The organism is Xanthomonas sp. WHRI 10207 (genome assembly GCF_040202975.1).
Taxonomy (GTDB): domain Bacteria; phylum Pseudomonadota; class Gammaproteobacteria; order Xanthomonadales; family Xanthomonadaceae; genus Xanthomonas.
This window is the reverse complement of sequence record NZ_JBEGDX010000003.1, coordinates 326,483-343,771: the sequence shown is the minus strand read 5'-3', so window position 1 is coordinate 343,771 and position 17,289 is coordinate 326,483. Positions and strand designations below refer to the sequence as shown.

The window sequence follows — 17,289 nt, the reverse complement described above, 5'->3', positions numbered from 1 at the left end:
AAGTTAGAGATCTGCTACTCAGATGACGAGAGATTCTCCGAGCACCGTTTTTGGCTAACCATCTCGGCAAACTCGATGCCTGCCGACACATACGCCAATGAGTCAGCTATGGTGCTTGCGGATCTCGGTTATGAATGTTTCGTGCCCACACCGGGCTGGGCTCGAAAGGACTGGGATGGCCGTGGCTCGCACTTCACGGCCTAACAACTCATTCAAGCCGAACCCGCTTCGCGGGTCGGCTCAATTCAGGCATTAGAGCGCATCTGCGAACCATGAATCTAGGCATATTCAAAAAGGCACTTTCTAAACACTTTTATCCTGTGCTACGGAAGGCTGGCTTCCGCGGTTCCGGATCTACCCTACGCCGGGTAAATGAGCCACTGATCTATGTAGTCAATGTTCAAGGCAGTAGCGGTGGAGATCGGTGCTACCTAAACCTCGGAGCACACCTTTCGTTCTTGCCTTCCGCAAGTTTCAACAAGGAGCCGGATAAGTTGCCGGAATACGAATGCGCATTTCGGTCTCGCATTTTACCTCCAGAGGGGCAGGCCTTTGGTTGGAGCTATGGCACGTCCGAGCAAGAAGCTGAAGCAAGCGCGTTGTCAGTGGCAGAGGCCTGGGCAACCCAAGGAACTGCCTTCTTCGAACGCTTCAAGGCATATCCAGAGAGCTTCTTCAAGCTCGTTGCCAATTTTCAACCCGAACATGTGCATCCGGCAGATTGCCTCCTCATGGCACGTATAGCTGCACATCTGGGTGAGGCCAACTGCGCAATAGCAATCGCAACGTTGGGTCTTCGTCGCGTCGGAGAGAAGGCAGTCGGTCTCCGTCACTCAATCAACCACTTTATTGCTACTACCAATGCGCTCTAACCCTTCAATCAACCGGACATGCCCCGGCAAGCCGGAGCATGTCCGGTTATCTCAGACGCTAGGCGCTCGAAATGATTACCCGTATCCCTGCTCTTGAATTCATGCAAAATTTGATCGGAACTTACTGCTCAGGTGATGGGCTAGCTTCGCTGCTGGTTACTCGCGTCGGCTACGGACAGATCATTGATTTTCGCTTGGGAGATAAGGTTCAAATTGCTGGAGTGATTGGCGCTTCTGGCTACTCTGTAGAGTTACTTGCCCAACTGGGCTTACCCAACGTGGTTCGCTTTAGCGGCAGTCTTCGTTCTAAGAGCGAGATCTCGTTCGAGGCTTCTGATCTACCAATGGGTCTTGTTATTTCTCGTGACGGGGATACTCTTACACTCATCACATCTTTCAACAGCGCGCCGCCTACCAACTACGTCTTGCAGCGCGCCTAATAATTCACTCAAGCCGAAGCCGCATCGCGGGTCGACTTAACTCGGGCGTTAAACCATCGGAAGCTCATGTCGTACGACCTAGTTGTCTATCTGAAGCGTAACGTGATGCCATCACCAGGCGCTTGGCATGACGCCATAGTTGAGGCGGGCTTTCCGGTCGCGTTGGACTACGATTTTAATGTGGACACGTTCTCTGGCTTCCTTCCTTGTCCGGTTAGCGGTGAGATATCCGGCTTTGAGTACTACGCATCGAACGTTGCAGCTGAGGACGTAGAGGAAATGGGGCTGGCACCGGGCACTGACTTCTCAGTCCAGTTCTGTATCGGCTCACGCCCGCTTGAGCTGGTGTCAGCCCTGGCTGCATCTAGTGTCCTGGCTGCGATGACGGGCGGCTCTCTTGATGACCCTCAGGCAGGCGACTCGGTGCCGGCCGACAGCGCGATTAGTTGGGCAAGAGCTCAGCTAGCACAGGGCGGAGCCTAACAATTCATTCAAGCCGACGCCGCTTCGCGGCGCGGCTTAATTCAGGCGTTAGACCGTTGTGGAGCAAAAGTGTCTGTGGTTGCCGCTTCGGTGAGTTCGCAGGCGTGCTTGCGGTTGGCTCCGGACAGCAGTCATGACCGTTGCTGGTTGCGGCAAGTTCGGTGCTTCGCCTTGGCGAGTCGTTCCCGCGCTGCGCTCGGTGCAGTTGGCATCGGTGGGTATCAGGCGCCGCTGCATCACTGGGCAAGCTCCATCCCGCAAGCTGTGGCACACTCGGTCCCGGCGGCAGTGCTGGGGAGCATGGTTGCACCACTCAAACTCTGCGACCACTGCCTAACAACTCATTCAAGCCGACGCCGCTTCGCGGCGCGGCTTAATTCAGGCGTTAGACCGCAAGGGAAATCGCGTGAAAGGCCCAACCAACAAGTTCCTCATCGTCGGCGGCGCACTGAGTGGCGTTGCAGCACTGATACATCTTGCGTGCTTAGTAGTGGGCGCGCCACTCTTCCGCCTCTTGGGCGCTGGAGAACAGATGGCGCAACTTCACGCTGGGGGCAGCTGGTACCCAACAGTTGTCACGCTCGCGATCGCCACCGTCTTGGCCACCTGGGGTGCGTACGCACTCTCGGCCGCGGGCGTATTCTGGCCGTTTCCGCTACGTCGAACAGTCCTTACGGCGATCACAGGTGTTTACATCGTTCGCGGTGTGGCGTTCGTCCCGGTTATGGCCTACTTCCCTGGCAACAGCCTCACTTTTTGGGTCGTGAGCTCGGCGATATGTCTCGCCATTGGTCTGGTGCACCTTGTTGGGCTTCGACAGTCGTGGGGCAGGCTGCGTCGGCTTCCGGCCTAACAATTCATTCAAGCCGAACCCGCTTCGCGGGTCGGCTTAATTCAGGCGTTAGGTGATTTAAGAGCTACTGTGGCGGTTGCACCGGGAGCGGCCAGATTGCTGGTGTTGTTCTGCTGCACGCTTCTGGGGTTGGCTGGTGCGGCCTTGGCTTCGGCGGGTTCACTTGGCTCACGGTTTTCATGCTGCTGGCATGCGGCTTCGGTGCCAGGAGAGTGTGCTGGGTTGTCAAGTTCTTGTTTCTGTGACTAGGCCGCTGGGGCTGTTTCGGGTGCGCCCAGAGCTGCCTGACTTCGGGTGATTGCTTCGGTGTCCTCTGCTATCGCCGCTGTAGCGCCGAACTCTGATACATTCCCCCCTAACAATTCAATCAAGCCGAACTGGATCCGCCAGTCGGCTTAGTTCAGGCGTTAGGCATTCCAACATGAACCAGCAGCCTGAGACGATCAAACAGCAAGTTCTGCGTGAAATGTCCATCGCAATTTCCCAGAATAACTGGCAGGCCTCATGTGATCTACTGAGCCTTACCCTAACCATCGGCGAGCCAGAAAATCGATCAGACATCCTCAATGAGCTGCTTGTGATGCCAGGGCACGAGCTTCATCAAGAGGTAACCAGGGAAATCCAACTCCTTCGTAGTCCGTCGAGCGTTCGCTACATTCGTCAGGTTCTCGAAGGTGACTTTCAAATGCTTGAGTACACGTGTTCCGAACCAGGCGTTATTGCCAAGTGGTTCAGCCATGCTCTCGCAGACATCAACACGCCCGAGTCCATCGCGCTCATTAAAGAAATCGCCACATCAGGCAAGCCTGAAGTAGCGGAAGAAGTGGCATACCGGCTGAGGCGCCTGAACGCCTCACCCTTCCTTCAAGCGGACGCCTGACCGGGCCACTTAAGTCAAACGTTAGGCCCCACACCCAGCGCTGCATGACACTCTTGATTCTAGATCTCGACGAGACACTCATCCATGCAACCGAAGGTTGCCTGGACCGTGATCCTGACTTTGAGGTTGGACCGTACGCTGTGTACAGGCGGCCGGGCCTTAGCTCGTTTCTGTCTACGGTAGGTTCGCACTTTGACCTAGCCGTTTGGACTCTTCTACTCATCTGTACGCGACGCCGGTTGTCGCGGCAATCTTCCCACCTGACATCGACCTCAAGTTCATATGGTCCCGCGAGCGTTGCACGATGCGCTTTGATCCAGAGCATCAAGACTATGAGTGGACAAAGAATCTTGGCAAGATAAAGCGCCGGGGTTATCGGCTTGAACAGGTGCTGATGGTAGATGACACACCCGCCAAACTTGCCAAACACTACGGAAACCTCGTCAGGGTGAAGCCGTTTTTTGGTGATCTAGCTGACCAGGAACTGTTCCGGCTAGGCGAGTACTTGCCCACGCTCGCAAAGGCATCAAATGTCAGAAAGATTGAAAAGCGCTTCTGGCGCAAATTCGCTAGTGAGCCGTAACAATTCATTCAAACCGAACCCGCTTCGCGTGCCGGCTTAATTCAGGCGTTATGCGCTCATGTCGTCCACCACTCCGAATGTAGTAGTTGCCCACTCCAGTTCCTCCAATCATCGCAAGGAGATTGAGGTCAGCGCCCTGTGTGGTTGCTTCTACTGTCTTGAGACTTTTCAGCCATCTGAGATATCGGAGTGGGTAGACTGGCCTATAGACACGCCGGAGGAGTTTGAGCTTTCTACGGGGACAACTGCTCTATGTCCAAGATGCGGTATTGATTCGGTAATTGGTTCGTCATCAGGTCATCCAATCAACGCAGATTTTCTGTCTGCCATGCGGCACTACTGGTTCTCCTAACGGCGTGTAACAATTCATTCAAGCCGAACGCGCTTCGCGGGTCGGCTTAATTAAGGCGTTAGCTGCCCATGGAAGAACTCAGCACGTTTGAGCGTCAGGCAATCGCGACGATTGCAATTTTTGATCCCCAGCGAGAGATTGTCTTGGCCCAACTCGCCAAGACCACGTGCGTATCGCGTGACTACACTGGCGTCGGCCTCTACACGGAGCTTCAAGTAGATCCAACCGCACCAAAGTTTGACGATGCTCGTTGGAAAATTAAGGATATGCCCAAGGGGCATACTGAGCATCCAGAACTCTCGTCCGGAGCGGGCCTCATCCTGTGGATCAAGGCCGGCGTCATCAGCTGCCTTGAAGCGTATATTTATGAAGGTAGGTGGCCGCAGGACAAGTCACTGTTCCAGCTGACCACCTAACAAATCATTCAAGCCGACACCACTTCGCGGCGCGACTTAACTAATGCGTTAAGCCTCACAGGCAATATCTCGAGTCACCCGATACAGGCTTACTCACCTACTGGTACTAGCGGTGCTGTTGGCTGTTGTGTTTCTTGTCGTCGGCAGCACAGGCGGGAGCAACCTAGTTATAGATCGAAACGCACCTGGGCGCGCCTGAAATCCTCCTGGCTGGGCCCGCTTGATGAGGCGCTTATCCTATAGACGATGCTCTGATCGCCACTTGTCCGACGTCGTGTTGCTGGACAAGCAGGTGCAAGCCAAGCCAGTTATCCTGACCTCCCTACTTCTTCAATAGCGAGAACCGTTTGTGACTACGGAAACGAAGGTCAAGGGACCAGCCTCGTACTTCCCCTCCATCGAGAAGAGCTACGGGAAGCCGGTTGCGCATTGGTTCAATTTGCTTGACTCCGTAAAAGACAAAAAGCATATGGAGCAGGTGGTTTTCCTCAAGACCGAACATAAGATTGGCCACGGCCATGCGAATGCCCTTGTGGCCTACCACAAGACCCAGCGCGATCTCTAAGCGTTTAACGAAGCCAACAGTTCTTTGCGGTGCGAACTCACTCCAGCATTAGGTCAGATGGTAGAGATGACAGATCTTCCCCTTCGGCGTCCCTGCTGCGGGTAAACAATTTATCGAGCCTGGTGGTTTTGACAACTGCGCTGTGTGTCTCTGGAAGGACGATGGCCAGGATGACGAAGATGCTGATGAGGTCCGGGTTGGCCGAAATAGGCACATCAGCCTTAGCAAAGGACAATTGAACTACAAAGAGTTCGGTGCTTGCTGAAAGAAAGACCTCCTTCATGCACGTCCGCCACGTCCCGACGAGATGCTGGCTGTGGGTTAGCAATGCCGCTTCGCCGGCCGGCTTCATTCATCAGTAGGATCCGCGATTCATCATGCGCATTCGACAAGCAAACGTGTCCGATCTCGCCTCGATGTGGAGCATCTTCAAAGCAGTTGTTTCAGCAGGTGATGCACTTCCATTCGCTGCTGACTTCGATCTTTCCACGTTTCAGTCGCATTGGTTCACATCGCAGAGGTCTTACGTCGCTATCACTGATGCCGCTGTGTTGGGCATGTATAAGTTTGGGGCCAATTACCCCGGGCCTGGGTCTCATGTGGCCACTGCCACCTATCTGGTGGATCCGGAGGCGCAAAGCCGGGGGGTTGGACGTGCGCTTGTCCAACACAGTCTGACGCAGGCAAAAGATGCCGGCTATTTAGCCATGCAATTCAACTATGTGGTGAGCAGCAATGCGCCAGCTGCGGAGCTCTACAAGAAGCTGGGGTTCGCCATCGTCGGTACTTTGCCACAGGCGTTTCACCATCGCCGACTGGGGCTCGTGGATGTCTATGTCATGCACAGGCCTCTGCAGGCAGAGGATGCCTGAGGATTCGTCTAGCCAGCCCGTTGGGCAGATCGGTGGTGGTGCCATCTTCGGGTCGCCTGCACATAGACGTTGCACAGAGGGCGAGTTTGCACGATGCGTCGCGATAGCATCGAGAAGACAACTGGCTGTGGCGGAACTGCAGTTGCTTTCATCGAGGCGCCGCTCTTGTGCGCGTGGCTCACAGACTCCGCAGTGCGCAACCCAACGGTGTCGGCTCCTGCGGCGTGCCTCGCCAAATGCGTTCTGCCAGCCCGGCACACGCCTGCGTGCTTCGTTACTTGCATCTTTGCGCCGAAGTCCAACAACAAGCATCCACTCCGACGCGAATGGACAGCGACCGCGAGCGCGTTGCCTGCTCCGTGACAGGCTGGCAAGACGATGCCGCGTCAGGCATGGTTAGCGCCTTGCATCTGCGCGCCGCTCTATCACGCTTGCACTCGGCGCCCTGCGCTGCCACTCACACGTCATCGCCAAGGAAAGCATGTTCTCCTTCTTCAAGAAAAAAACCACATCGTTGTTGATCGTTCGAGCAAACGGAAAAGAGTTGTGTCGCGTGACAGAACAAGATCTCCCTTGCGAAATGACGCCTTCAGTGCAGTTGAAGTCTGGCAGCGTGCTGGAATGTGTGGATTCGGCAGGAGACGTGCGCACGCATGAGCTCGGTAGTGCGTCTGGATGGTTCCATTTTTCCGTGCGCGTCCATGCCAATCTGGGATGCCAGGTGGATTGCGTCATTTCCGAGGACCAGCAGCTCGCTGCGGATGCGTTTGCGACCGGCAAGGCATCCGGGATCAGGTTTCAGCCGTTCTTTTTGCCGGGCGCAGAGGTCAGCAACTCCGCGCTTGCAGGCAAGGGGCTGTTTGCGCGCGGGCTGCACTATGGCGGTACGGTCACCAGTGGCAATGTGGTGCTGTCCTGTGTGTGCGACCACTGCCGGCGTTCATTCCTGATCCGCTCCTATAACGCCGGATTTAGCAACGCGGGCTACTTCTACTCGGTATCTGGCGCGTACACCATGACGGTCGACAGCCATCTACCTGGCAGTCCAGCAGCGCTGTCCGAGCCCGATGCTGACGCACTTGCTGCGCTGGAAAGCGCATTGCCTCTGGCACCCGACGGGTCGAGCTATAGCTACCTCAACCCTTTCCGCTGCCCGCATTGCTCCATGCCATACATCGATTTCAGAGCCAACCCTGGCTTGCGGGAGAGCGAGTATTACGGAAATTATTTTGATGGCTCCACGCTGCTGCGCTATGTCCCGGCAGATGCCTAGCGTTCGCCCTTGATGCGCGCAGGCTGGATTGATGCGGTTAGCCGGACGCGATGCAGTGGCGCGCAGTGATGCTTGCGCACAGTGCACGCCGTGCCGTGCCGATACCCACACTATCTTGCAAGACCAATGCTCCCGACCGTCTTGCACCATGAAGTGGGCCGAGCTCTTGATTGACGGTGGACAGCCCTCGCCTGCATCGGCTGTTCTACCGGCTGACAGGGTGGCGTCCTGCGTTACCATGCGGTCATGAACACTAAATTTCTTCTTGTTGCACTACTGCTGTGTGCCTCTGCTTCTGCACAAGGTGTTTCGCCGACCACCACACGTGAGGTGGGCCAGCTTTTCAAAGCCCTTGAGCAATCCAACTGCGAATTTTCCCGCAACGGATCGTGGTATGCAGCGCCGAAAGCCAGCGAACACCTGCAGCGCAAGTACGAGTACTTGCAAAAAAAGGCATTGGTGACGTCTACCGAGTCTTTCATCGAACTCGCCGCGACCAAGAGCAGCATGTCGGGCAAGCCGTACCAGGTGCGTTGCGGGAACGCCGCGCCGGTATCGAGCCAGTCATGGTTCATTGGCAAGCTACGGGAGTTACGTAAGCGACCCTCGAACAACGACGCCGCGTCCGGCTAAGAGCGGCTGACAAAAGCTAGCGAGCAGTTGTCAGGTGGGTGCGGACGGCGTGCTCAGAACCTAGGTGTAGGCATGGTCCATGCCGCACCGAGCACCGGCCGCGTCCGCCTGGCGGCTGTACGGTGGTTTTGGTAACTGCTCTAAACCACCCGTCCGCGTTTGATCGACCGATCAACATGCAGTGGCAGGCCCAACGCGCTTGAGCGGTTCCAATCGCTGACGCAGTGTTGCCGGCGGGCTTGCGGCACAGGACCGCCTGTTTGACCCCTGCCCGGGGCCATGACGCGTCGATTGCCTGACACACCCACCGATGATGCGCTTTTCTAGCGAACGCTAGGTGACCGGTGGAGTACGGGCCTACGCTATCAACGCGCCTCCGCATCATGCATTGATGCTGCGCGCGCTCCGGTTGTGAGCGCTGCCGATGACGCGTTTCAGATCACGCCGGATGATCCGCGGTTGGCTACTGATGTGCCCGAGATGCAGGTCGAATGCTGCAGGTCTGATGCATGCTGGCGAGGCGCTTGATACCGAACCGGATCGGTGCCCGCAAAACGTCAGCTATGACTGGATCAATTTAAAGTAAGGCGGACAGCGTGAGCTGTCCACCAATCAGTCAAGCCGAATCGGCCTGGCGGGTCGTCTTCATTCAAACATTCGGCGACTCAGTAAAACGTAGCCCGGACCGAGATGATGATGGAGGATCAATTCCAGAGGGTAATGCCCCCGCTTTATCAATCGGTCAGGACAACGCGCGAACGGCTCGCTTCGCGATCTATCGTCAAAAAGATAAGGATTGGATGCCTGAAGCTGGTAACCCATTCAACAACGATGCCACCTGGGACAGGTTCGCTAAGGATCAGGCTGCTTTGAACGAGGGGCTGCAGGTGGTTCGAGAACATGCTATTGAGTCCCTTGTTGGCTTCCCCAGCAAGCGTCGACGCGAGTGATGCAACGGTCTAACAACGCATTCAAGCCGAGTCCGCTTCGGATATCTGCTTGGGGCGATTCAAGGGAGAGCGCACGGTGACGGACAAGAAGCGCAAGCCCGCAATGTCTGTGCAGTCCTTCATTGATGCACTCGACCATCCGCTCAAGCGGGAAGTTGTTGCGATCAGGCAACTCTTGCTGAGTGCGGATCCGACGATCTCGGAGGAGATCAAATGGAACGCACCCAGCTTTCGCACCACCGAGCACTTTGCCACCATGCATTTGCGCGCAACAACCGCGGTGCAGCTCATTTTTCATCTGGGCGCCAAACCCGGACGGAAGGTTCCAGCAGACGCTATCGCTGATCCGCAAGGGCTATTGACGTGGCACGGAACAGACCGCGCCTCGCTCAGTTTTACCGGGGCCGCAGATCTGGCACTCAAGCATGACGCATTACTTGCGATCATTCGGCAATGGATCACGCATGTTTAGAGCGGCGAACAAAAGGACTGTGCGGCCGCCAAGTGCGCGCGGCCAGCACTCGGAATCGGCATGCGCTACTCGCACATTGACGACTGCTCGCTACGTTGTGTTAGCACTCCTCATTCAGTGAATCACCGGTGATGACGCGCATGTGGGCATGCCCCAACTGCAATCGCCAGTTCTCTCGAACGAATCAGCGCCACGCGTGTGGAACAGGTGATCGACGCGAGGTCTTGCGCGGCAGGCCAGCCGATCTGGTGGAGCTGTATACCGCGCTGGAGACTTTCATGACCGCGCTTGGAGCAGTGGAGTGTGTCACGCGGGAGCGGTATGTCCTCTTCCGCAGCTGCAAGGTTTTTGCGGACGCCACCATCATGACAGACGCGATACGCCTTGCTGTCCACCTTGGGCGACGGGTGGACCACGCGATGTTCATTAAATCAGTGACAGATGGAAAGCAGGTGACCCAGATTGCGAAGCTCTACACACGGGCCGATCTTGAAGCCATAAAAACGTTGTTGCACGAGGCCTATGAGCATTCGATTGCTTCGCGTGCACCTTAAAAATCCCGTGAAGCCAACCCACTCGCAAGTCTGCGTGACTGATCGGCGCTTGCTCGGCCCTGCTGCAGCACGACACCGATGAGGGTGCCGGGCTGGATCGTTCGCTTCAGGCTGCGCGTTTAGCGCAGTCATCGAATGCGTCGGCAACAAACGCACTCACCGCATCTTCCAGCTGTGCGGCGTGATCGCCCATCGCGCGTGCAGCAGCACTGGCGTCCTGCATGCGGGTGACGCCGTCGCGCATGTCGGTATCCACGTCATTAAGGGTGTGATGCACCTGCGCAATGCTGCCGGCTTCCTGCTGCGAGGCGATGGCAATCTTGCTGAGCGTGCTGCTGACCTGGCCGATGGTAGCCACGATGTGCTGCATGCCTTCGCCAGCGTGGCGTACCTGCTGCACGCCTGCCTGCATGTGCGTGACCGACTCGCCGATCAGCATCTTGATCTGGCTGGCGGCGGTGGACGAGCGTAGCGCCAGCGCGCGCACTTCGCTGGCGACCACTGCAAAACCACGGCCTTCGTCGCCAGCGCGCGCGGCTTCGACTGCGGCGTTCAAGGCCAGAATATTGGTCTGGAACGCAAGGCCGTCGATCACCGAGATGATGTCCTGGATGCGGCGCGATGCTTGCTCCATCTGCTGCATGGTGCCCATCGCCTGTTGCATGGTGTCGCCGCCACTGCGTGCGGCCTCCGATGCGGCGGCAGTGAGTTTGTCCGCATCCGCTGCCTGCGCGGTGTGTTGCTGCATGGTGCCGAGCACCGCCTGCATCTGGGTAGCGGTGCGGCCCAACGTAGCCGACTGACGCTGCACTTGCTGCTCCAACGCATCGTTGCGGGTGAGGATGTGGCCGGCCGCATGATTGATCGCGCTGCTTGAGCTGCGGATCTGCGCAATGATGCGGGCCAGTTCATCGGCGGTGGCATTGGCATCGCGCTTGATCTGCTCGAACACGCCTTCGCACGGGCGATCGATGCGTTGCGACAGATCGCCGCGCGACATCGCCCCCAGCATCTGACGCATGTCCTGCAGGCTATCGTCGGTGATGGCGAGAAAGCGGTTGACGCCGTCGGCCAGCTGGCCGAGCGTGCCGCCGTTGGCATGCCCGTGCAGGCGCGCGCCCAGTTCGCCGCGCGTGGCCTGTGCGATAACGGTTGCCAGCTGCTCTTCCAGCATCAGGTCCTGGGTGCGGTCCTGCCACTCCACCACCACGCCCAGCGAACTGCCGTCATGATCGTGGACGGGCGTGATGTTTTCCTGCAGCTGCAGCGCAGCCAGTGCGCGTGTTCTGCTGGTGCCGGTGGCATGCCCCAGCTGCACTGCATCGGCCAGTGCGGTCTCCAGCGCATCGGCATCGACATGCGTGCTCAGTTGCTGGAACGACTGATTGCGGTAGATGGCAGCGCCCTGCCCGTCGACGATGGCCACCGCCATCGCCGAGGCGTCCAATGCCAGACGGATGCGGCGGTTTTCCAGCAGTAACTGCTGCTGCTGCGCGATGCGTTCTTCCACCTGCACGCTCATCCGCACCAGCGCTTGCGCCAGCGACCCGCTGCGGAATGTCTGCTGCATGATCGCCGGCGGCAAGGTGGCACCGGTCGCCAGGGTGTCGGCCAGTTCCGCCAATGCGTCGGCTTCGTGATCCAACGCATCGACCTGACGCCGCAGTTGGATAGCCATCACGCAGACGAAGGCGGTTTCCACGATCACGTAGCCAGCGTGCAACAGCACGATGCCGAAGCCGCTGCCGGCAGTGAAGGCCTGCACCGGCATCCCGCGCGATTGCAGCCAGTAGAACGCAAGATGATGCACGGCGATGGCGCCGGCGGCGACCACCACCGGTAGCCAGTCGCGGTAATACAACAACAACGCCAGGATCACGAACACGCCGAAGTGCATTTCCACCAGACCATGCGCTTGCTGGATGGTGGCGGCGACCAGAGCCATCAGCACCAGCGCGTTGGTAATCCGGGTCAGGCGCGTGCCTGGGTTTGCATGCACCTGCCAGGCCATCAGCAGCAGGCTGGGCAGAGTGACGGCAAGAAAGGTGGTCCATTGGCCCTGGCTCCAGGCCAGGACCAGCGAGCCGGCACTCTGCAGCACCGCCAACCACAGGAACAGCCGGTCGGCCTTGATAGCCAGACGCGTGGCGTAGTTGGAGGTCGGCGGCGCCGATGCGGACAGTTCCATCATGACAGCGACTCCACGGCACACGGGCAAGGGGACACCACTGCGGCACTTGCCGCGCGGTTTAGAACTTCAGGCAGCCAACGCGACCACGCCGCTGCACCCGCAGTGCCGCACACCGCGCCACCGTCTGCAGGACCGGCATAGCGCGGCTGACCATCGGCGCCGAGCAGCCACACGGCGTAACCGCTGCCCTGCAGTGCCGGGCTGTCGAGCAGCCGCACCTGGCCGCCGCGGGCGCGCACGGCGGCGCTGAGCACGGCCCAGGCGCGGTCTGATGCGAGATCGGTGCAGGCGCAGGCTCCTGCGACGCCTATCAACATTGGCGCCGCCTGGGCAGCCGGTAGGCCCGCCTGGACCTGGGCCCAGGCACTGCTCAGATCACCGGCTTGCGCGCGCGGAGTTGTCCAGGCCACGGCAATCCAGCCGCACCATAGTGCGAGCAGGGCGATGCCCAGGGTACGTCGCGATGCACAAGACAGGCTGCCGAGCACAGGCATAGAGGAGTGGCTTCGCGAAATAAGGTGAGCCCTTATCGGACGCGCCTGCGTGCGCTTGAGCCAGCTTGCGATTGAAGTTTGCGATGGGAGCGATAGGCGGGCGCTTGGCCGTTGCGCTGCAAGCGTTTGCCATCGCATCTGCCCATGCCGTGGCGATCAGGCATTTAGCTGAAACGCGATTTTGTGAGCACCCGTTCACACTCTTGCAGCTGCCCGCAGCAGGTCGTCAACGCCGCCGAGACGGGCGCGGTGGCATCGCCACGCCTCCGCGACTTGCCGGATTACTCCAGCTCGGCGGCCGTGAGCGCATCGGCGCAACACCGCAGACCGCCTGCCGTGCGCCACCAGACGTCAGCGGTGGCAACACAGCGGGCAATCGGAGCGGCCGGCGGTCTGCCTGCGCCAACCGCGCCGCCACGCGCGTGGCGGCTACCATCGTTTCCACGCCACGGACACCGCGCCGGCCGTCAGCGCGGGTCAGCCCGCCTATGCATGCGCCATCGCTTCGTCGGCATCCAACGCGGGCAGCGGCTGTTGGGCGCGATCGAAGCGCTCGCGTGCGGCGCGGATGCCGGCATGGTTTTCGCCTGCCCAGTTGAGCAGTTGCGAGACCGGGCCGAGCAGGGCGACGCCGAGCTTGGACAGTGCGTATTCCACGCTGGGCGGCTTGGTGGCGTAGACCTTGCGGGTGATCATGCCGTTGCGCTCAAGGTTGCGCAGGGTCTGGGTCAGCATCCGCTTGGAGATGTCCGGCACGGCACGCTGGATGGCGCTGAAGCGGGACGGGCCGGGGATCAGCGTCAACAGGATCAGCAAGGTCCACTTGTCGCCGATCTGATCGAGCACATCGCGCACGGGGCACTTGGTGGCATCGAAGGGGCCTTCCAGGGACGGCGGCGGTGGGAACAAGGCAATCGCATTCACGGGGGTATCTCACAGTAACCAGGGGGAGTAAAACTGCCTCCTTGCGAAGGACCGGGCGGTCCTGACAATAGGCTCGCTGACCACAAGGTCTAGATACTAGACCAAACCTCTTCTCTAAACCTATTGGAGCTCCACATGGCACATGCCTCCCCCCTGATTCTTGTTACCGGCGCCAGCGGACAGCTAGGTGCACTGGTCGTCGACGCGCTTCTGGAACATGTGCCTGCCAGCCGCATCGTAGCAACGGCCCGTGATACTGCGTCACTTGCCGAGTTCGCAAAACGCGACATCACGGTGCGTCAGGCCGACTACGCCGACCCGCACAGCCTGGACCTGGCCTTTGCGGGCGTCGGCCGGGTGCTGCTGGTGTCGTCCAACGCGGTGGGCGCACGCGTGGAGCAGCACCGCAATGTGATCGACGCGGCCAAGCGCGCCGGGGTGGAGTTGCTCGCCTACACCAGCATCCTGCGTGCGGACACCAGCACGCTGTCGCTGGCCGAAGAACATGTGGTCACCGAGGCGCTGCTGCGCGAGAGCGGCGTGCCGCACGTGCTGCTGCGCAACGGCTGGTACACCGAGAACTACACTGGCTCGATCGCCGCCGAAGTGGCGCACGGCGGGACGATGGGCAGCTCGGGCGAGGGCAAGCTCAGCACCGCCACACGTGCCGACTATGCGGCGGCCGCCGCAGCGGTCCTGGCATCGGATGCGCCGCAGGCCGGGCAGGTCTATGAGCTGGCCGGCGATACCGCTTTCACGATGGCCGAGTACGCAGCCGAGCTATCGCAGCTGGCGGGCAAGCCGGTGGCGTACCACGACCTCCCGGAAGCCGACTACGCCGCAGCGCTGGTGCAGGTGGGCGTGCCGGCCGGCTTTGCGCAGGTGCTGGCGCAGTGCTCGGCGTCCTCGCGCGGCGGCAGCCTGTTCGACGACAGCCACACCCTGAGTCGTTTGATCGGCCGCCCCACCACGCCATGGCGCGAGACCGTGGCGGCGGCGCTGGCGGCGGCACAACCGGCAGCCTGAGCCAGGGGGGCCGGGCCGGACGCGAGACGCAGCGATGCGTGTGGCGGCCGGTAGCGAAGACAAGCAACACCATGCCCGTCGGGTGTGGCTTTTTTTTTGGCCTGTGCCAGTGCGCTGCAGATGACGCGCTCGGTGCGGACTGGCTGCGCACGGCGATAGCGCTGGCCGGGCGTGACGCGGTGTCCTTGCCGATTGCGCGGCACGGATGCCGCCACCGAGCCCCCAGGGACGGGTTCACCGTGTCCCGCGAGCGGTGAGGGCACCGCGCATTCGATCCCGCACTCACTGACAGGCGCTCGCTCGGTTCTGTTAGCCGCTGTCACTGGCGAGGTGCCACCAGCCCCGCTCGACGAGCGCATTCCTCAATCTGGCCGACTGCTCGACCGTTCGACTGTTCGACTTTTCGGCCGTCACGGTCAACGTGCGTGCCAGGCGTATCGCTGCACGCAGCGCCTGCTCAGGCGGGTGGGCCACGCAAGGATCAGTGCATACGTTACGGCCGCCAGGGGCCCCCCCATAGCAGGGCCGCCACCGCCTCTAGACACAGCTCGCGTCGCCGGACTGACATCTACCGGACACGCAGTTGACACAGTAACCGGTCGGATAACGGCCCGGATGTCACCAAACTGACATCAAACCTAAATATAACTGCACCCCATCGCTGCTACGGCAGCAGTGCGGAGCGCCATGACGGTGCCCGGCGTCTGGCCGCACGCGCCCTATGCGAGGGCGCTTCGACCGGCCACGCCACCGCCGCCCAGTTTCCCTTGCCGAGCCGGATCCATGAAAAAACGCAATCTCGCCACCGTCCTGTGCGCCCTCAGCGCGACCGCCAGCGGCAGCACGCTGGCCGCCGAGCTTGAGTTGTACGTCGACCGCAAGACCAAGCAGATCTTTGCCGAGCCGGCACCCGGGCGCGACAAGCTGGGCACCTTTGTGCAGGTGGACGAAAACGGCAAGCTGCCCGCCTCGGCGATGCCTGCCTCGCCGGCACAGACGCTGCCTCCGGCACCTGGTGCAACCGTGCCGGCCGACACTGCCATCGCACAGGCCGCCCCTGCACCGGCGCCAGCCGCCGCACCGGCCAAGGCCGGCGATGTCGGCAAGAAGTGGTACGACAAGCTGAGCCTGCGCGGCTACACCCAGATCCGCTACAACCAGGGCATTGGCGGCGATGCGCAGGACCTGCGTGCGCCGGGCGATCGCTTCATCGGCAACGACCAGAGCCTGGGCATCCGGCGTGCGCGCCTGGTGCTGAGCGGCGATCTCAACGAGCACGTGTCGCTGTATTTCCAGCCGGATTTCGCCAGTACTCCGACTGGTTCGACCACCTCCAACTTCGCGCAGCTACGCGATGCCTACGCCGATATCTTCTTCGACAAGAAGCGCGAGTACCGCGTGCGTGTGGGTCAGTCGAAGATGCCGTACGGCTGGGAAAACCTGCAGTCCAGCCAGAACCGCCTCACCCTGGATCGCGCCGACGCGCTCAACTCCGGCCTGCGCGACGAACGCGATATCGGTGCGGTGTTTTATTACAGCCCCACCGTGGCCAAGGGCCGCTTCCAGGACCTGGTCAAATCCGGCCTGAAGGGCTCGGGCGATTACGGCGTGCTGGGCGCGGGCGTGTACAACGGCCAGGGCGCCAACCGCGCCGAGCGTAACGACGGCATGCATGCGGTGGTGCACGCCACCTACCCGTTCAAATTCGCCAACGGCCAGTATCTGGAAGTGGGCGCCGATGCCTACAGCGGGCGCTTCGTGCCGACCGCTGCGGCGGTGAATATCGGCGGCCGCAGTTTCACCCCGGCCATCACCGACCCCAACGGCTATACCGACCAGCGCGTTGCTGCGCACGTGATCTATTACCCGCAGCCGTTCGGCTTGCAGGCCGAGTGGACGGTGGGCCGCGGCCCGGAGCTGGATGTGGCGCAGCGCCGCATCCGCACCCGCTCGCTGAGCGGCGGGTATGTGCAGGCGATGTTCAAGCACGACTTCAACTACGGCACCTTGCTGCCGTACCTGAAATGGCAGACCTACCGCGGCGGCTCCAAGTTCGATACCAATGCGCCGCGCATGCGCCTGGACGAAGTGGAAGCCGGCGTCGAATGGCAGCCGATGGACGCGCTGGAACTGGTGTTTGCGTATTCGAAGATGAAGCGCACCGACGTCACCACGGCGCCGTATCCGGTGGTGGAAGGCGATCTGCTGCGCTTGCAGTTGCAGGTCAACTACTGAGTCACGCCATCCGCGGCTACGCCGCGCGCACCACCGCTGCAGTGGGCGTGATGCAACGCTGCGCTGCTACGACTGCAAACGCCCCGCCCTGTGCGGGGCGTTTGCATGACGACGCTGCGTGTTGTGGTGCAGATGTGCTGGTACGCCCCTGCAATGCGATGCCTGCACAACGTTGAGAGCAGTGGCGGTTGCTGCACGTCAAGGCATCGTGTTGTGCGACT

Annotated in this window: 18 protein-coding genes, 1 other RNA gene and 1 pseudogene; 16 read left to right on the top strand and 4 right to left on the bottom strand. The window is 60.3% G+C overall.

The genetic code is table 11. From position 1 onward, the window contains the following. Positions 1 to 134: 134 nt before the first annotated feature. The 8 genes and pseudogenes from ABQU90_RS11965 to ABQU90_RS11935 all read left to right on the top strand — a co-directional run bounded on the left by ABQU90_RS11965 (position 135) and on the right by ABQU90_RS11935 (position 5,444). Complete coding sequence (locus tag ABQU90_RS11965; protein ID WP_323521084.1) at positions 135 to 872, top strand: DUF4304 domain-containing protein; 738 nt, start codon at positions 135 to 137, stop codon at positions 870 to 872. A 71-nt stretch (positions 873 to 943) separates the two neighbouring features. Then, positions 944 to 1,312, top strand: a complete 369-nt coding sequence (locus ABQU90_RS11960; protein ID WP_153066730.1) for a hypothetical protein — start codon at positions 944 to 946, stop codon at positions 1,310 to 1,312. Between the two features lie 66 nt (positions 1,313 to 1,378). Beyond that, positions 1,379 to 1,795, top strand: a complete 417-nt coding sequence (locus ABQU90_RS11955; protein ID WP_115552699.1) for a hypothetical protein — start codon at positions 1,379 to 1,381, stop codon at positions 1,793 to 1,795. A gap of 1,274 nt (positions 1,796 to 3,069) precedes the next feature. Then, complete coding sequence (locus ABQU90_RS11950) at positions 3,070 to 3,528, top strand: hypothetical protein (protein ID WP_323521083.1); 459 nt, start codon at positions 3,070 to 3,072, stop codon at positions 3,526 to 3,528. A gap of 44 nt (positions 3,529 to 3,572) precedes the next feature. After that, positions 3,573 to 3,728, top strand: a pseudogene (locus ABQU90_RS22795) (NIF family HAD-type phosphatase); the annotation flags it as partial. Positions 3,729 to 3,733: 5 nt separating this feature from the next. After that, on the top strand, positions 3,734 to 4,111 hold the full coding sequence (locus tag ABQU90_RS11945; protein ID WP_323521082.1) for an NIF family HAD-type phosphatase: 378 nt from the start codon (positions 3,734 to 3,736) through the stop codon (positions 4,109 to 4,111). 420 nt (positions 4,112 to 4,531) lie between these two features. Continuing rightward, positions 4,532 to 4,879, top strand: coding sequence for a hypothetical protein (locus tag ABQU90_RS11940; RefSeq protein WP_323521081.1), 348 nt, complete (start codon positions 4,532 to 4,534; stop codon positions 4,877 to 4,879). A 349-nt stretch (positions 4,880 to 5,228) separates the two neighbouring features. After that, positions 5,229 to 5,444 carry a DUF4287 domain-containing protein gene (locus tag ABQU90_RS11935; RefSeq protein WP_323521080.1) on the top strand — a complete coding sequence of 72 codons (216 nt, stop codon included), beginning with the start codon at positions 5,229 to 5,231 and terminating at the stop codon, positions 5,442 to 5,444. 37 nt (positions 5,445 to 5,481) lie between these two features. On the opposite strand, the gene ABQU90_RS11930 is transcribed toward ABQU90_RS11935, so the two are convergent. Then, positions 5,482 to 5,727 (bottom strand): hypothetical protein, encoded by a 246-nt coding sequence (locus tag ABQU90_RS11930; RefSeq protein WP_323521079.1) that lies wholly within the window; start codon positions 5,725 to 5,727, stop codon positions 5,482 to 5,484. A 115-nt stretch (positions 5,728 to 5,842) separates the two neighbouring features. Between ABQU90_RS11930 and ABQU90_RS11925 the strand changes: the two genes are divergently transcribed. The 3 genes from ABQU90_RS11925 (at position 5,843) to ABQU90_RS11915 (ending at position 8,222) form a co-directional block, all read left to right on the top strand. Then, on the top strand, positions 5,843 to 6,316 hold the full coding sequence (locus ABQU90_RS11925) for a GNAT family N-acetyltransferase (protein ID WP_323521078.1): 474 nt from the start codon (positions 5,843 to 5,845) through the stop codon (positions 6,314 to 6,316). Positions 6,317 to 6,797: 481 nt separating this feature from the next. Continuing rightward, complete coding sequence (locus ABQU90_RS11920; protein WP_323521077.1) at positions 6,798 to 7,589, top strand: hypothetical protein; 792 nt, start codon at positions 6,798 to 6,800, stop codon at positions 7,587 to 7,589. Between the two features lie 246 nt (positions 7,590 to 7,835). Then, positions 7,836 to 8,222 (top strand): YfeK family protein, encoded by a 387-nt coding sequence (locus tag ABQU90_RS11915; protein ID WP_115515070.1) that lies wholly within the window; start codon positions 7,836 to 7,838, stop codon positions 8,220 to 8,222. A 4-nt stretch (positions 8,223 to 8,226) separates the two neighbouring features. On the opposite strand, the gene ABQU90_RS11910 is transcribed toward ABQU90_RS11915, so the two are convergent. Then, a non-coding RNA gene (locus ABQU90_RS11910) (sX9 sRNA) lies at positions 8,227 to 8,303 on the bottom strand. Positions 8,304 to 8,818: 515 nt separating this feature from the next. Between ABQU90_RS11910 and ABQU90_RS11905 the strand changes: the two genes are divergently transcribed. The 3 genes from ABQU90_RS11905 (at position 8,819) to ABQU90_RS11895 (ending at position 10,198) form a co-directional block, all read left to right on the top strand. Beyond that, positions 8,819 to 9,172, top strand: a complete 354-nt coding sequence (locus ABQU90_RS11905) for a hypothetical protein (RefSeq protein ID WP_323521076.1) — start codon at positions 8,819 to 8,821, stop codon at positions 9,170 to 9,172. Between the two features lie 76 nt (positions 9,173 to 9,248). Next, entirely contained in the window at positions 9,249 to 9,644 is a 396-nt protein-coding gene (locus ABQU90_RS11900) for a DUF1801 domain-containing protein (RefSeq protein ID WP_323521075.1), read from the top strand. 131 nt (positions 9,645 to 9,775) lie between these two features. After that, positions 9,776 to 10,198 (top strand): DUF5655 domain-containing protein, encoded by a 423-nt coding sequence (locus tag ABQU90_RS11895; RefSeq protein WP_323521074.1) that lies wholly within the window; start codon positions 9,776 to 9,778, stop codon positions 10,196 to 10,198. Positions 10,199 to 10,304: 106 nt separating this feature from the next. On the opposite strand, the gene ABQU90_RS11890 is transcribed toward ABQU90_RS11895, so the two are convergent. Continuing rightward, positions 10,305 to 12,389: a methyl-accepting chemotaxis protein gene (locus ABQU90_RS11890; protein ID WP_323521073.1), complete on the bottom strand. Its 2,085-nt coding sequence runs from the start codon at positions 12,387 to 12,389 to the stop codon at positions 10,305 to 10,307. Positions 12,390 to 13,369: 980 nt separating this feature from the next. Next, on the bottom strand, positions 13,370 to 13,807 hold the full coding sequence (locus ABQU90_RS11885) for a winged helix-turn-helix transcriptional regulator (RefSeq protein WP_115515067.1): 438 nt from the start codon (positions 13,805 to 13,807) through the stop codon (positions 13,370 to 13,372). Positions 13,808 to 13,942: 135 nt separating this feature from the next. Here ABQU90_RS11885 and ABQU90_RS11880 point away from each other — a divergent pair, with 135 nt between their 5' ends. Together ABQU90_RS11880 and ABQU90_RS11875 are read left to right on the top strand one after the other, a co-directional pair. Further along, a complete protein-coding gene (locus tag ABQU90_RS11880; protein WP_323521072.1) occupies positions 13,943 to 14,833 on the top strand; it encodes an SDR family oxidoreductase in 891 nt (296 codons plus the stop codon). 783 nt (positions 14,834 to 15,616) lie between these two features. Further along, entirely contained in the window at positions 15,617 to 17,068 is a 1,452-nt protein-coding gene (locus ABQU90_RS11875) for an OprO/OprP family phosphate-selective porin (RefSeq protein WP_323521071.1), read from the top strand. The last annotated feature ends 221 nt before the right edge of the window (positions 17,069 to 17,289 follow it).